Genomic DNA, 15,605 nt, shown 5'->3' with positions numbered 1-15,605 from the left:
TTTCGGAGTAACTAACTTGACATTTTCCTGATAATTGCACGGAGTGCGCAAGACTGCCATGCAATGCCGTAACCGAACCATGAACCCCGAACCCCAAACCCCAAACCATGAACCACGAGCCACGAACCACGAACCCCAAACCATGAACCACGAGCCACGAGCCAAATACCACGAACCCGATACCCGCGATTAGCACGCGTTGGAAAGCGACCTCATCTTATGCGTCACTGAATACACAAGAATGTGTAAAAGAGCCTTCAACTATTAAAGTGGAATTGAGGGCTCTTTTGCTACCATCTATTCAGGATAAAATGGTGGAGGGGTTGTCTCAAAATTTCTTTTGAGACAGCCCCTTTTAAGCGAGTCCAGTCAGGGCCATCGTTCCTTACAATTCAAGCAGATTTGTCTCCACGATAGGAAGCTCCGCATGATCCGGGATTTTAAAGGTTTTGATTTCGCATCGCCCGAACTGTGCGGTCCATGTCCGACTCTGCATCGGAATGTCCACTACCGTCTCCGTCTCAGTTCCACTTGTCTCGTAGCAGCGCAAAATGTATCCGTCCCCATCCTCAGCCCTTTTGAAAGCGGTGACTACGACTTGCTTCGATGATAAATGGACTCCACAATAGCTTAGTGGCAAACTCCCTTTGTGGTAGGTTTCTACAATATGAACCAGCGGAACGTTAAGCTCATAAGCTTTACGGACAATCCCGGCCTCCTGCCACGAACCTGCATGAGGAACAAGCGTATAGGCAAACTCCTGCACACCTTGATCCATATACTCGCACATATCGTCTCGTTTTCCGTAATGATCTGCGAATATCGCGCTCCGCACAATCGTCATGCGCAAATCATTGCCTTTTACGTCAAAGCTGTATTTGCTATTGTTCAATAGGGATAGTCCATATGTATGTTTGTCGGATGAGGCCGCATCAGCGCAGCTTCCATGTACAATCCCCGTTAAATCAACCCATTGCTGGCCCGGCTCCTCTTCTCCATTCACTGGACGTTCCAAATAACCGTAGGGGATTTCATAAGTCGCTTTGGGTTCATCAACACGCACCGGGAATGACAGCTTCAGCATTTTGTGCTTTTCATGCCAATCCAGCTTCACCCTTACTGAAACATCAGCACTGTCCTTATACAGGGTATAATCCTGACGTAACAACGACTGCCCATAGCGGCTTGTTACTCGCAGCGTTGCACGTAACGGACCTGATTCGATCAGCTTCACCTCAGCGTCCGTAAATCGGCCGATCTCATTGCGGAACTCCAGCTTGCCATGCCCCCAAGTGTCACAGTCATGCTCATCGATAACGATCGGTACCGCTCCCCGGCCGTCTATCATTTCAACGCCGCTGCGTCTATCAAACAAGCTTTTCACATACCCGGTATGCGGTTCGATCTCCAATCTGACCCAATCATTTTCGATAGAAGAGGAAGTGACCCTTAGCGAATCCGTATGAACCGTTTCAGTAAATGAGGCTGAAGCCGTTGTAACCGGTATTGGGAGGTCAAACGACTTGTGACGGTAAATCCAATAGACTCGGTAGCCCATTGCTGGGATTTTACCCATAAACAAAGTATCGTATTTATCTCCGCCATTCGTTTTAGAAGAACGGACAAGTTGGATCTCAACGGGAATGCCCGCTTCATCGGTTATCCCTTTCATCTGCTGTGTCACCGCTACAGGAGCCGTTACTTCCCAGGATAACGGGTTGAATACGACAACCGGAATACCTTGATCGGCTTGCTCCCACAACGTCCGATCCTTATTTTTATCCAGAGATGAAATTCCCGGACGCATCGTATCGATGGACCATGAAATTTTTTGCATCGCTGCGTTCATGGAGACTGCTCCGATATGGAGCGCATATCCATACGATTCACGTGCATCAGTGTAAGCTTCCCTGATGCTGCAGCCTCCCATAATATCATGGAATTGATTGAACATGACGCATTCCCAGGCCATCCTGAATTGCGCCGCGTCGTAGGGAAGATCGAGCAAGCAATGGGCTGCCGCAGACAGCTTCTCCGCTGTCAGCAGCCTATGCTCGGACTTACGGTTGCTCGCCTTCGTCTCGGAATGCGTCGAATAGCAGCCGCTGGCATGATGCTGCAGTTCGTCCGCCACCACAGGCAGAGAAGGAGCATACGCCTCCATCCGTTCAAAATAAGCATTAGGCGAGCTTAATACGATTGCTTCCTGTCCTGTCTTTTCTCGTACCGCGCGAATTTCCTGTAAATTAGCAATCGTCGGACCGCCGCCATGGTTGCCAACACCGTAAAAGCACATTTGATCCGTGTGTTGTTCCTCAGCTATCTTCTTCACGGCATGTACTTTCGGTTCCGACGTTTCGAATTGGTGAGTGCAGTATCCTTCGGGAATCCGATAGGCCATTACCCGGCTGCCGTCAGCACTCTCCCACCAGAACAGGCTTGCAGGTATGCTCTTCTCGTGTTTCTCCGGACGCATGAATACGTAATAATCCATACCGCTCAGCTTCAAAATTTGCGGCAGCATCGCATGGTGGCCGAATGAATCAACGTTATACCCGACCTTGGCGGTCAATCCGAACCGCTGCAGGAAGTAACGTTGACCGTAAAGAGAATGCCGGGCGAAGGATTCCCCGGAAGGAATGTTGCAATCGGGCTGAACCCACCAGCCCCCAACAACTACCCAGCGCCCTTCGGCAATCCGCTTCTTTATTTCTGCAAACATGCTCGGATCATTTTCTTCTATCCATTTATAGCTAGCGGCGCTTGCGCAAGTGAATATGAACTCCGGGAACTCGTTCATTCGATCCAGAGCCGAACGGAACGTCGCTTTTGTTTCCGCATAGCCCTCCTGCCATTGCCACAGCCATACCGGATCCAGATGCCCATTGCCAATCATGTGTACGACAGGCTTATAGTCTTCACCCGACAACGGATCAGCAGAAGCAGGCTGCTCGCCACCCTCGTTGAACAGCAGCCGTCGTTGATCATCCATTATTTTCATTGATGCATTCGCTCCTTTTCCTCATCATGCACAGAACACTTAAATCTCTATAATGCCTATCCATAAATGATTATCTTCATCAGCAAATGTGTAGGTTACTTTAAGGCTGTCAGGACTAAACGCAGGATGAGGATGCCCCGGATGACTCCACCACATCGGCTGTTCGCACAACAGCTTCGAGGATTTATCCTGTAAATCTATCAGCACAATTTTTGTAGGCTGTTCATGTGTATCAGCAACGATCCATCTTCCATCAGGGCTTGGAGCAGCGTGCCAATAAGCATAATCACCATTGATAAATTCCGCGCCGTTTCCCCATTTATCCGCATAATAAACACCTGTCGGCTTAAGGGGGCTGGAATTGTATTTAACCAGGTATATCCCTTCCCCATTATTAGCCCACATCTCATGTCCTACATATTCACCATTCGTTCCGTCTGCAAGCATCTGCTGCCTATATATATTGTTCGTCTTTCCCGTCTCCATATCGAAAACCCATAATCGGTCTGAAATATGTTCCGTCTTTCCCTCATGTGCATAGAACACGAGATTATCGTACACAGGATTAATCATCGCGTGATTTGCTACCTCGTACGGCTTTTCGAACTTGGGCGAACATGCTGAAATCACCTTACCCGAAGCCACATCAACGGCTCCAATCATCCATTGGCCATCCTCATGCCAGTATACGCCCATAGTCCTGCCATCATTGGAAACGGATAGCGGTTCGTAAAATCGGTTTTCATGCTCCAGTGTACATACGGTCCACGTATCCAATGTTTTTAGATTCATAGCTTGAATCGCCGATCCATCCAAATAATACAGATTGTCATCAGGAGACACGATGCCTCCTGCCCACTCGCCACTGTTAACCAGCACGGTCGATTCACCTGTTTGAGTATCAACCCGAACAAATTGGCATTTCTTATCGCCATCCATTTGCGCGCTTGCAATAAGATGGCGGCTGTCGGACATCCACGTCATAGCCGTGTAATAGAAATGTCCTGTATCGGTCCCCTTCTGCCCGACTGCTTTAATGGCAGTGCCAGTATTGCTATCTCGAAATGAACGTATTTCCATCATAATTGCCAAACCCCTTTCAAGAGGAAATTTCTTTGTCCTTCGCAAGGAATGACTCCCGGAATTGCCCGGGTGTAACACCTTCCATTTTGCGGAAATAACGAATGAAATTTTGCGGCTTGTTGTACATAAGCTTTTCGGATATTTCAGTTACCGTCATATTCGTCTCAACCAGTAATTGCTTGGCAATATGCAAGCGGTACCGGGATATGTAATCGCCGAAAGCGAAGCCTGTTTCCTTACGGAATACACGACCGACATACTCCGGATGGTAATTCAACCGAGTACCGCATATTTCAAGTGATAAGGGTGTGCCATATTCGCGATGAATGATGTCCAATACCATATCGGAAATTTTCATATACTGGATATCTCTGCGTTTCTCGATGAACAGGATCATAGGCTTAATCATCGATGATTGAAACCAAATGACAATTTCCTTGGCAGATTTCAGCATGAACAGCTCATTGACCAAGGATTTCTCATTCGGCGAAAGATCGTGCATATTCCCACCGAGATCCTGATACAAGCGCAGAAGATCAATTAACAGCCGCAGCAGATACAATTGGAATTCCTGGTGGCTAATATTTCTGGCAGTGACTACCGTCATGAATTCATCCAATAAACGATAAGCCGTCTCTTCGTCCAGCAGCTTGATCTGATCGATAAGCTCCCTGACAATTTGCTGAGGATATGTCATGGAATCAGCTATAGATGGATCGTACATATCATCAAGAAATAGTATTGATTCGTCTCCGAGACGAATGCCGTAGGCCAACGCCTCTTTAGCTTCCTGGAAAGCACGGGGAGCCTCGATACAATCAGTAAATAAGCGGCTGATACCGATACTGACCGGCAACTTCAAGAAATCCTTGACCGCCGTTTGAATATTTCGCGCCAGCGCATAAATATCCGCTCTCGATTCATCCGGATAATCGACATTGCTGCCTATGATCATTACCTGAAATTCATTGATGACAACCGGATTCAGTCGCATCTGTGCAGACACCAGCTCACCTGCCATATTGTTGATGGCAAACAGAAGCAAATCCTTATCCAGCTCTGTATACTTGGAGCCTCCAAGTGTGTCGATACGCAAACAAACGACCCGTAGTTCCCTCCATGTATCCAATTCTCCAGAGCGAGTCCGATCGGTTATTTCATTCGAGCTCACTGCGCCCTGAAGCAATTTGTGTACGAAAAAATCCCGTAGCTGCTGGGTCATTTGAGCTTCATTGCCAAGCAGAACCTTCATCCTTCTCTCAATCCAATATAATTCGTCGCTTCTTGCAGACAAGTTCGGCATATCAGGGGATTTCAATACAATCTCGTACAGCTTACGGATGGGAAGATACAGCTTCCGCGAGCCCTGAAGAGACAAGAGCAGGATTAGTGCAAGTAAGCCAAGACAAATTGCTACAGTTACCCAACCTATCGCTCTTGATTCCTTCGTGATATCTTCGATATGAACCTTTGTAACATAAATCCAATCGTTATAATTCGATTTTCGATAAGTAATACTGTAGGGTTCGTTATTGATATCCATTTGAAACTGATTAGCTTCCAGGTTGTCTTGTACGATTCTGGACGAGAACGGATCGTTGGACAGGTTGACACCAACCTGCTCCGGATTACCGGCCGCGATTACCTGCTGCTTATTGTCGAGGACATAAAATTCGCCTGGCTCGCTTCTTTGGGGAACCATCTTATTAAGCTCGACACTCGGCAATACTGCGACCAATAACCCAAGAGGCTGAATAGAGTTAATAGGAATCTTTTTAACCAGCACCATGTTCCACTTCAAAGCATTGCCTTCCTCAAAAAAAGGTGATTTCAAGGCCGTCCAGAAGGAAGCCTTTCGAACTGCGGCATACTCCATAAAAGAGCTGGAAAGACTATGCTGCGCAAACGTTCTTCTCCCGGCACTATCCAAAATCCAATCTTGATTCAAGTTCGCAAGGTATACCTCTGACAATCCAAATTCATAGGTTTGCAGCCTGTAAATCGACTGGATCAATTCCTCGTACAATAAGTAGTTGTCACTATCCAGCCTTTTATCCATCGCCAAGTTGACGGAAGACGAGCTAATAAATTGCGTCTGGGTATTGTCTACCATCTTCAGCTTCTGTTCGAACCGGAGCCGGGCTTGCTCCACCATCTCGGCATTACTTCTATTAGCCTTCTCCAACAAGAGGGCGGAAGACTTCGCATAGGAAAAATACCCGAGAATAATAACGGGTACAATCCCTATACAGATGCAAAAGAGAACGAGCTTTTTGAAGTAATTGATTCGATGGTTTTTCATGGCGACCTCCAGCCAGCAGGTTTCTTTCCTTTGTTTCAGAGCCGATTATTTTGATTTAGAAGCCGTGAAGCTTGCAGCCAATTCGGCCATTACCTTATCACCGCCTGCCTTAGTCCAATCTTCTATTGCTTTGCTCCAACCGGCCTCATCCAATTTGCCTGTAATAAACTTGATCTTGGCATCATTGATAATTTTATTCAAATCGGAGCCTTTCTGAACCAATGTTTCCGATTCCAGACCTAATGACGGGTTAAGAACGGCCAGCTTCACATTGTCCTGCATCACTTTTTTGGCCTTTTTAACGATCTCTTCTTCACCCTTAACCGGCAATTCTCTTGCTTTATCATCAATCCGCAGTTCATCCAGGCCCAGTACATCGCTTGTGAACTTGTCTGCGTCTACGATTTTCTCTACTTGCCCATCCGTCAGCTTGTACTGCTTGCCTTCTATACCCCATGCGAGCAAATTGACTGCATCCGCTTCAAGAAGCCTGTCGAAGAAGGCTAGTATGCGCTTCAGCTCAGCTTCGGTCTTCACAGATGACTTAGGAAATAAATAAACTCCTGTATATCCTTGCTGTGCCATATTCCGCTCACCCTTCGGACCCGTGAGATTACCCATAAGCTCTACTTTTGCATCCGGAAGATTTTTTCGTATTTCGTTTTGCATGGAACCAACACCATCCGCATTGCCAAGAACGATCCCAGTTTTACCCTGATAGAACATAGTGCTTCGCTGCAGTTCCTCCGTCACGACAAAATCCTGGTTCATCAGCTTTTCATCATACAGCCTTTTAATAAATTTCATCGCATCCAAATATTCCTTGGCCATGAATTCAGCTGTGAATTTACCGCCTTCTTCCTTCCACTTATTCGGAGCGCCAAACAACGCAGTCATATGAGGCATCAAATAAGCCTCGATATCTTTATACTCAGCCATGCCAAGCGTATCGTTCTTTCCATTACGGTCCGGATCATTGAGTGTAAAGGCTTTCATGACATTGTATAATTCCTCAGGCGTTTTCGGTTCCTGTAAGCCAACATTCGCAAGCCAATCTTTACGGAAAATGATGCCGTGTCGTGAGATCGGTCTAGGCCGGTACAGCCCATAAATCTTGCCCTCCACCTTCGTGCTGTTGAACTGAATCGCATTCATAGCATTCAGGTTTTTATAATCCTTCAGATAAGGTCCGATTTCCCAAAACACACCTGATTTGATCGCATTCACGAGGGGGGCAGCATTATACTTGAGCGCCAGCATCACTTTGGGTAAATCATTAGAAGCAATCGATACGCTCACTTTGTCATCAAAGGCCGAACGCGGAACCCAAGTCATATCGATGGATGAATTCGTCAGCTCCTGGAGCTTCTTCCACGCCTCATTCTGGGAATTAGGCGGCTGCGGCGTATAATAGGTGGCCATAATACTAAGCTTTAACGGCTGCTGCGCTTCATTCGGTGCAGCACCGGAGGCACTCTCCTTTTGTTTGTCAGCACAACCGGCAACAAGAACGGTCACCATAGTGAGGATGCTTAATAATGAAAGTCCTCGTGTATGTCTTTTTGCAGCCTTCATGTTTTTAGCCCTACCTTTCAAATAATATTATATATGAAATAACAGCATTGCAGGTCCAAAATGTTAACCTTTAATCGAGCCAAGCAGCACGCCTTTGGCGAAATGCTTCTGTAGAAATGGGTAGACAGCTATAATCGGCAGTGTTGAAACAACGATGACAGCCATTTTTACCGTTTGTGGCGGAACCTGATACAACGCTTCACTGCTGAAGCTGGCATCTCCAATCCCTCCCGATGACATAATAACGATTTGCCGAAGCAGCACCTGAATAGGCCATTTTCCCGCATCATTAATGTAAATAAGCGCCTGGAAAAAGGTGTTCCAATGTCCGACAGCATAGAACAGGGAGAACGTCGCTATCGCCGGCAAAGACAGTGGAATAATAATTTTCCATAAAATCGCCGGATCGCTGCAGCCGTCAATTTTGGCCGATTCCTCAAACTCAACCGGCAGCTGCTTAAAAAAATTCACCAGAATGATCAAGTAAAACGGATTGATGGCTCCAGGAAGCCATAATGACCAATATGAATTCAAAAGTCCTAGCGATTTCACAACAAGAAAAGATGGGATCATGCCTCCGCTGAACAGCATAGTGAACACGACCAGAAGCATAATCAGACGCTTTCTTTGAATATCCCGCGACAGTGGGTACGCCATCATAGCCGTCATCGCCATATTGAATAAGGTGCCTACAGCCGTAATAAAAATCGTTACCCCTAAACTGCGGGACAATGTGCTTTCCGAAAATATATACCGGTAAGCTTCTAGCGATAGCTGTTTCGGCACTAAAATAAATGTGCTGTTCAGCACTTCCTTGGCAGGCGCCAGCGAGCCGGCAACAATATGAAGAAATGGAAACAGAGTAAGCAGCGCGATAAAGGCAAGAAACATATAATTGCAAGTATCGAACAGGATTCCTGATAAAGAATTTCTGTGAGGCATAGCTGTCAATACACTCCTTCTTCCCCCAGTTTGCGGGCTATCCGGTTAGCCGCGACGACGAGGATGAGCCCTACTACCGATTTAAACAGCCCGACTGTGGTCGAATAGCTGAATTGGCCCTCGAGAATACCGCTTGTGTATACATACGTATCGAACACTTCACCTACATCGCGGTTCAAGGCATTGATCATAAGCAGCATCTGCTCGAACCCTGTATCCAGAAAGTGACCAAGCCTCAGAATGAGCAGGACAATGATCGTGCTTTTAATCGCGGGAAGGGTTATATGCTTGAGTTGATGCCATCGGTTAGCCCCGTCTATTTTTGCAGCTTCGTACAATTGCGGGTCTATTCCTGCCAATGCCGCGAGAAATATAATCGTTCCGAAGCCGGTTTCTTTCCATATGATCTGGAGCGTAACCATCGGTCTGAACCACCAGGGCTCTGTCAGAAAATTCACCTTATCCACACCTAGCCCAGCTAATGATTCGTTGACCATTCCTCCTTCGGTTGTAAACAGCACATAGGTTATAGCTACAACAACTACCATGGAAAAAAAGTGGGGAATGTAAATTAACGTCTGAACGGAGCGTTTGAACCATTGCACCCTCAATTCATTTAATAGAAGAGCTACAATTATCGGCAGCGGAAAAAAAATAAATATATTATAAACCGCTAAAATAGTCGTGTTCCGAAATAACAGCCAAAAAGCCGGGTCCCCAAAAAAACGGACAAAATTCGCCGTCCCCACCCATTTGCTCCCCCATAAGCCAAGCGCGGGCTGATAATTTTGAAAGGAAATCAACAAGCCCCACATCGGCATATATTTGAACAAAATAAAATACAGCAGTCCTGGCAGCAGCATTAAGTAGAGCCAGCCATTTCTTCCCAGATCCCCCCTGCTCCTACTCATCAACTTATGTACGATCTTCTTCACCTCCTTTATGCAAAATAACCTTCATAGCAAGCCGTAACTCCTTTCCTCCAAAGCTTTTGTTCCGGCTCTATCCCAATGTAATTTGCACAACGTTGTTCAGTCTATAATCAGCAGCCGACCATCTGGTATTAGCTGACATTACGCAATAAATAGCTATCATAATCATTTAACGAACATCGTAATCATTTGCCAACATAAGTGTTTGAACTTAGACAGCTTTGAGCCAGGTCCCCCAAATAACATTTTCTTAAAAAGCAAAAAGGCTGTCCTTAGCGATCCAATAAGATCAAACAAGGGCAACCTCAAAGTAATTTATGCAACTCTATTGATTTCTGATAAAATATTACATAAAGAATTTGATTTGGATTGACTATAGCATGTCAGGAGCAAGGAGTAGGCTAATGCTTTATATAATTAAATATATCTATACCTTTTTCATTCCGCCAGGACTTTTTATTACTGTTCTCGTCTTGTTTAATCTTTGGTTGCGTAAAAGGGAACGAAGTGCCGCTAAGCTGTTATGGGCAGTTATTGCCTTCATCTATCTTATTTGTACACCAATTATTGGGAACACCTTGATCGGCTACCTGGAGCATCGCTACGAACCTCCCGTCACTATTGAAGGAGATGTAATCGTTCTGTTGACCGGTGGTGCAGTAGGAAATACCCCTGATGTGGGTGGCAGCGGTAATTTAACCGGCTACACGATGAACCGGCTTGTTACGGCATATAAGCTGCACAAGAGCACGAACCTGCCGATTATCATATCCGGTGGACAAGTTTATGAAGATACCGGCAATGAAGGCCAGATCTGCAAACGGAACCTGCTCGCTCTAGGAGTAGCGGAGTCGTCCATATGGCTTGATGACAGAAGCCGGAACACGAAAGAAAATGCTCTAAATACAATAGAAATCATGAAGCAGAAAAACTTTACCAAGCCAGTATTAGTAACATCCGCCTTTCATATCCCAAGATCTGTAGAAAATTTCAAACAGCTTGGAGTCCTTACTGCTCCTTATCCGGCAGACTTTCTTGTACCCCAGCCCTATTCCATAACTTTGAGCGCATTCTTGCCTTCGGCTGACGGATTACAAAAAAGCTCGTTAGCTGCCAAAGAGTATTTAGGGCTTCTCGAATTGTTGGTTCACTAGCTCACCGGATAACCTGTTTAGGTGCTAATTTTGCGACTACCAGTCTTTTCTGTCCAAAAAAGCCATTCGCTTCGTGTAACCGAAGGAATGGCTTTTTCTATATAGAGGAACTATCAGGCTTCGGAAGAAGCAGCTATTTTATTTCCGATATAGACGGTATCTTCACCAGTAGTGTCTGTAGAAGAATCCTCCGTTTGTGTGCGGAACTGATTCTCGCTTTTTGCAATAACCACCGTAGCAACGCTGTTTCCGATCAGGTTCGTAATAGCACGAGCTTCAGACATAAAGCGGTCAACGCCAAGCAATAAAGCCATACCTTCGATAGGAATAACATTACCTGGAATAGCCGTTAAAGTAGCGGCCAATGTAATAAACCCGGAGCCGGTAACCCCTGCCGCTCCCTTCGACGTAAGCATCAGCACACCGAGCAGCGTCACTACTTGCAGCAACGTCAATTCAATCCCATAAGCTTGAGCGATGAACAGAGCTGCCATTGACAAGTAGATCGATGTTCCATCGAGATTAAAGGAATAACCTGTTGGAACAACCAAGCCGACAACGGACTTGGAGCAGCCATACTTCTCCAGACGTTCCATTAACCGCGGCAATGCGGATTCGGATGATGAAGTACCAAGTACAAGTAAAATTTCTTCTTTAATGAATTTGATCAAATTGAAAATACTAAAGCCATATATTCTTGCAACCAAGCCTAAAACGATAACGACAAACAAAAACATTGTAATGTAAACCGAACCCATCATTTTGCCAAGCGAGAACAGGGAGCCGACACCGAATTTTCCAATAGTATAAGCCATTGCGCCACCAGCTGCGAACGGAGAGAAGCGCATAATAATACTGACAAGTCTAAAGAATACTTCATTCATTTTTTCAAAAAAATGAGTTACCGGTTTAGCTTTCTCACCAAGACCGGCCATAGCCAGACCGAACAATACGGAGAAAAACAGAACAGGAAGCATCTCTCCCTTGGCAAGCGCACCTACAACACTATCTGGAATAACACTGACAACGAAATCCATAAACCCGTGAGGAGTATCCGACGCTTGCTTCGCGAACTTGGCAACTTCTGCAGCGCTAGCGCCAACTTTACTGGTATCCATACCTGAACCCGGGCTAACCAGGTACATGACCCCGATTCCTATCGCCATTGCGAAGGTTGTAATGATTTCGAAGTATAGTACCGCTTTACCGCCGATACGGCCTACCTTTTTCATATCACCCATGTTGGCAAAACCGATAACGATGGTGAAGAATACGATCGGTGCGATAACCATTTTGATCATCTTGACGAAAATATCTCCAAGTACTTTAAGCTGGACACCCACCGCTGGGAAAAATTGTCCGATCGCAATCCCAAGCACTATCGCAATCAACACTTGCACGGTCAGGTTTTTCAAATTGATTCTCATTGTAATTCCTCTCTTCTTCTGTAAAATGGGTGGAAGCTCTACAACCTTCTGTCAGAAGGCATTGGGAAGCTATAACGTTCAATCCGTTCTTCGTCCTTGAGGATGCAATCGCTTTCATGTCGATCGACCTGCTTCATCCTTCACAAACCTGAAGCACTATCCTCTGGATTTCAGAAGGTAGGGGGAAGAGTTACGCTTGCGGACTGCTTGAACAGCTTAAGTATTCCTTCCATGACATCACGGCCTTTAGGATTGACCCTGTCGTATCCCTTCACTTTCTTGTTCATTCCATGGACTTATGATATCGCTTACAATATGATTTGTGAATCATTTGACCTTATTGGTATTTTTGGTCTTTTTGGTCTTAAATCGGATGCAAAAAAACACCATTCTGACAAGGAAAGCTCCTCATGCAGAATGATGCCGGATTTCAAGGGAATACTTTTTTTAAAGCTGTGATATCACATACTTGTTGACCGGGCGGCCTATCCCATATTGGAGATCGAGACGGACCTTGCCTGACTTCTCTAGAAAGTCCAGGTACCTGCGCGCTGTAACTCGAGCTATGCCTACTCCTTCAGCCACTTCTTCAGCCGACAGAGGATGAGGATTATCTAATAAAAACAGTGTAATCTGTTTCAAAGTAATCCCTTGCAAGCCTTTGGGCAGCTGCTCTGCCGTTGCTTCCGGATCAGGTATTACCCTGGGAATGCTGACACTACGTGTCTCGGAGCCAAACAGCAATCGGTCCAGCTCGTTTTGCGAAACAGCTCCTTCCTTTTCTAGCAAGCCTTTCATGCTGCGGTACTGCTCCAAGGCTTGTTTAACACGCTCAAATTTGAACGGCTTTATAATATAGTCTACAGCCCCATTTTGCAGCATCCGGGCAATCGTACTCTGATCGTTAGCAGCGCTAATAACCATCACATCCACAGACAGCTGCTGCCGTCGGATTTGTGTTATCGTTTCCAATCCATCCTGAAGCGGCATGAAGATGTCGAGAATAACCAAGTCAGGCTCCAGCTTTCGAAGCAGCTCCATCCCCTCCAAGCCTGTACTAGCCACACCCGTGACGATGAACCCGCTGACTCGTTCTACAAATTGCTTGTTAACCTGTTGTACCATAGGATCGTCTTCGATCAACAGCACCTTCATCAAACGTTCGCTCATGACGGACTAATCCTCCTTTTTGTTTCATTGATTCCTTCCGCTGACGCTTGCATCGGAAAAGATATCATAAAAGCCGTGCCTTCGTCAGGTACTGAATCCACCCTTACAGTTCCCGCTCCTTTTTGCACGATGCCTGCCAATAGATAGAGCCCTATGCCACGTCCTTTAGTTCCCTTGGTCGTAAAGCCCTGTTCGAAAATACGCTGCTGAACGGTTGGGTCTATCCCCCCTCCGTTATCCTCTATGAGAATGGAAAGCACATCTTCATCCTGCTCTATGCTGATAAATACATTTTTGTCCAACTGATCCCGCTTGCTCTGGAGAGCATCGAATGCATTTTCGACTAAATTACCCACAAGCACAACAAAGTCGTGATGATCAAGCCGTTCAGGGAAACGCATCAGATGGCTTTCACGATCAATCGAAACGGTTATACCCAGCTCTTGACCTCGGCTGATTTTTCCTAACAGAAGGCCTGTTAAGCTATCGTCCTTGATGTTCTGGCTGAGAAAACGGGTAAGCTCTTCCTTCTGCTCCGTAATTTCGAACAAATAATTCAAGGCCTTATCTTTATTCCCTAGCTGAATTAATCCACCGATCGTATGCAGCTTATTCATATATTCATGATTTTGCACACGCAGTGCATCTACGAAGGTTTTTACTCCCGTCAGCTCCTCGGCAATGCGGGTTACTTCCGTACGATCCTGAAAAATAGCTACAGCGCCTACCGTCTGTCCGTTTACTTTAATCGGCACACGATTGCTCATAATATGTGCCGCACTGACATGCAGCTCTTGATTATAGATAGGATGATTGAGATCCAATATTTCCGGCAGCCGTGTATCCGGAATAACCTCACGAATGGACTTGCCTATTACATCGCCCTCTATTTTTAGCATTTGCTTGGCTTTATCATTAAAGATCGTTATCCGCTCATCCTTATCAATGGCGATAACTCCCTCATGCATAGCGTGAAACGTAGCGGTCCGTTCTACCAGCAGCCGGGCAATTTCGTGGGGCTCCAGCTCGAACATCTGCAGCTTAATATGCTGGGCAAGCTTCCATGAGCCCAAAATACCGAACAGCAGCGTCAGCAGCAGAATCACATAAGCTTGCCCGCTTAAACCAAGCATCACCTGCCCGATACTCGGCAGCAGCTGCCCTACCAGAACTACGCCGACCTGAACATGGTCGGCGTTCATTACGGGCACGAAGGCGCGCAGCACCGTGCCCAGCTTCCCCTTTGCCTTGGACACGTAGCTGTGCTCGGCGAAGGCAGGCCCTTCATCGGCCCCTCCCGAAGGGGTGCCGATGATGGCTTGAACCGGGTGTGACAGCCTTACCCGGTTCTGATCCATAACAACGACGTAGGTGACGTCGTTGATGATGCGAATGCGCTCAGCCGACGCTTGAATGGCCGGCTGCTGCTGCTGCGCGGTGATGCCTTCAGTCACCTCAGGCATCTGCGCCACCGTTCGCGCCGTCACTAGAAGCCGGCGTCCCAGCTCCTCCTCCTTCAAGCTCACAATCGATCCGACAAGAATTGTGCCGCCGATCAACAAGGAAAAAACCACGATGCTAAAAGAAAATATCGTAATTTTCCAACTAATCTTCAAACGCTGCAGCATACGTAACCTGCTTCCTTATGATATCTTAGTACCATCATACAATAAAGCAGAATGGATGCAAAAGCTCATCCCTGTACGGAACACTATTTTATCTGTAAAATAGTGGCTCTACACTAAAATCAGATCTCTTAAACAAAAAAGCTGCTCCCTTATTGGGACGATACGAAACGAACTGGAAAACATCCCGCTAATTTCGTTCTAAATCCCTTTATCAGAGCATTTTACTGGATAAAGCACCGCTAATTAGTCTGAAACTACTTCCTCGCGGTAGCGTCAAGAAGTTTGTGTAAGGTAGGTTTATCCATCGGGACGATGGATAAGAAAAGTTAGTTGTTTGAATATTCAGACGTTATAAAGGGTGAGGGTGCAGCCCAAGCGAAGGCGCGGGAGC

Annotated in this window: 10 protein-coding genes; 1 reads left to right on the top strand and 9 read right to left on the bottom strand. The window is 46.2% G+C overall.

The window, feature by feature from the left end; all coding sequences use genetic code 11:
• Positions 1-385: 385 nt before the first annotated feature.
• From NV381_RS36735 to NV381_RS36710, 6 genes are all read right to left on the bottom strand, one after another.
• A complete protein-coding gene (locus NV381_RS36735) occupies positions 386-3,001 on the bottom strand; it encodes an alpha-mannosidase (protein WP_258218221.1) in 2,616 nt (871 codons plus the stop codon).
• Positions 3,002-3,040: 39 nt separating this feature from the next.
• Positions 3,041-4,084 carry an oligogalacturonate lyase family protein gene (locus NV381_RS36730; RefSeq protein ID WP_258218220.1) on the bottom strand — a complete coding sequence of 348 codons (1,044 nt, stop codon included), beginning with the start codon at positions 4,082-4,084 and terminating at the stop codon, positions 3,041-3,043.
• 16 nt (positions 4,085-4,100) lie between these two features.
• Positions 4,101-6,386, bottom strand: coding sequence for a helix-turn-helix domain-containing protein (locus tag NV381_RS36725; protein ID WP_258218219.1), 2,286 nt, complete (start codon positions 6,384-6,386; stop codon positions 4,101-4,103).
• Between the two features lie 45 nt (positions 6,387-6,431).
• Positions 6,432-7,961 carry an extracellular solute-binding protein gene (locus tag NV381_RS36720; RefSeq protein ID WP_258218218.1) on the bottom strand — a complete coding sequence of 510 codons (1,530 nt, stop codon included), beginning with the start codon at positions 7,959-7,961 and terminating at the stop codon, positions 6,432-6,434.
• Between the two features lie 63 nt (positions 7,962-8,024).
• Positions 8,025-8,903 (bottom strand): carbohydrate ABC transporter permease, encoded by an 879-nt coding sequence (locus tag NV381_RS36715; RefSeq protein ID WP_258218217.1) that lies wholly within the window; start codon positions 8,901-8,903, stop codon positions 8,025-8,027.
• A 5-nt stretch (positions 8,904-8,908) separates the two neighbouring features.
• Complete coding sequence (locus tag NV381_RS36710; RefSeq protein ID WP_258218216.1) at positions 8,909-9,814, bottom strand: ABC transporter permease; 906 nt, start codon at positions 9,812-9,814, stop codon at positions 8,909-8,911.
• 425 nt (positions 9,815-10,239) lie between these two features.
• On the opposite strand from NV381_RS36710, the gene NV381_RS36705 reads away from it, so the two are divergent.
• The gene (locus NV381_RS36705) at positions 10,240-10,989 is read left to right on the top strand and encodes a YdcF family protein (RefSeq protein ID WP_258218215.1); all 750 of its coding nucleotides are present in this window, start codon (positions 10,240-10,242) and stop codon (positions 10,987-10,989) included.
• A 113-nt stretch (positions 10,990-11,102) separates the two neighbouring features.
• On the opposite strand, the gene dctA is transcribed toward NV381_RS36705, so the two are convergent.
• From dctA to NV381_RS36690, 3 genes are all read right to left on the bottom strand, one after another.
• On the bottom strand, positions 11,103-12,416 hold the full coding sequence (dctA, locus tag NV381_RS36700) for a C4-dicarboxylate transporter DctA (RefSeq protein WP_258218214.1): 1,314 nt from the start codon (positions 12,414-12,416) through the stop codon (positions 11,103-11,105).
• 447 nt (positions 12,417-12,863) lie between these two features.
• Positions 12,864-13,586 (bottom strand): response regulator, encoded by a 723-nt coding sequence (locus tag NV381_RS36695; protein WP_258218213.1) that lies wholly within the window; start codon positions 13,584-13,586, stop codon positions 12,864-12,866.
• Positions 13,583-15,214 carry an ATP-binding protein gene (locus tag NV381_RS36690; protein WP_258218212.1) on the bottom strand — a complete coding sequence of 544 codons (1,632 nt, stop codon included), beginning with the start codon at positions 15,212-15,214 and terminating at the stop codon, positions 13,583-13,585. Before NV381_RS36690 ends, NV381_RS36695 begins: the two co-directional genes overlap by 4 nt.
• Positions 15,215-15,605 lie beyond the last annotated feature (391 nt).

It is taken from the genome of Paenibacillus radicis (ex Xue et al. 2023) (assembly GCF_024722015.1).
Lineage (GTDB): Bacteria > Bacillota > Bacilli > Paenibacillales > NBRC-103111 > Paenibacillus_S.
The sequence above is the reverse complement of the archived record's forward strand: the minus strand, read 5'-3'. Positions and strand labels throughout refer to the sequence as shown.

Excerpts from the sequence above, each read along its gene's own strand:
- NV381_RS36735 (WP_258218221.1), bottom strand. The coding sequence starts at position 3,001 with ATGAAAATAATGGATGATCAACGACGGCTGCTGTTCAACGAGGGTGGC.
- NV381_RS36710 (WP_258218216.1), bottom strand. The coding sequence starts at position 9,814 with ATGAGTAGGAGCAGGGGGGATCTGGGAAGAAATGGCTGGCTCTACTTA.
- dctA (WP_258218214.1), bottom strand. The coding sequence starts at position 12,416 with ATGAGAATCAATTTGAAAAACCTGACCGTGCAAGTGTTGATTGCGATA.
- NV381_RS36725 (WP_258218219.1), bottom strand. The coding sequence starts at position 6,386 with ATGAAAAACCATCGAATCAATTACTTCAAAAAGCTCGTTCTCTTTTGC.
- NV381_RS36705 (WP_258218215.1), top strand. The coding sequence starts at position 10,240 with ATGCTTTATATAATTAAATATATCTATACCTTTTTCATTCCGCCAGGA.
- NV381_RS36720 (WP_258218218.1), bottom strand. The coding sequence starts at position 7,961 with ATGAAGGCTGCAAAAAGACATACACGAGGACTTTCATTATTAAGCATC.
- NV381_RS36695 (WP_258218213.1), bottom strand. The coding sequence starts at position 13,586 with ATGAGCGAACGTTTGATGAAGGTGCTGTTGATCGAAGACGATCCTATG.
- NV381_RS36730 (WP_258218220.1), bottom strand. The coding sequence starts at position 4,084 with ATGATGGAAATACGTTCATTTCGAGATAGCAATACTGGCACTGCCATT.
- NV381_RS36690 (WP_258218212.1), bottom strand. The coding sequence starts at position 15,214 with ATGCTGCAGCGTTTGAAGATTAGTTGGAAAATTACGATATTTTCTTTT.
- NV381_RS36715 (WP_258218217.1), bottom strand. The coding sequence starts at position 8,903 with ATGCCTCACAGAAATTCTTTATCAGGAATCCTGTTCGATACTTGCAAT.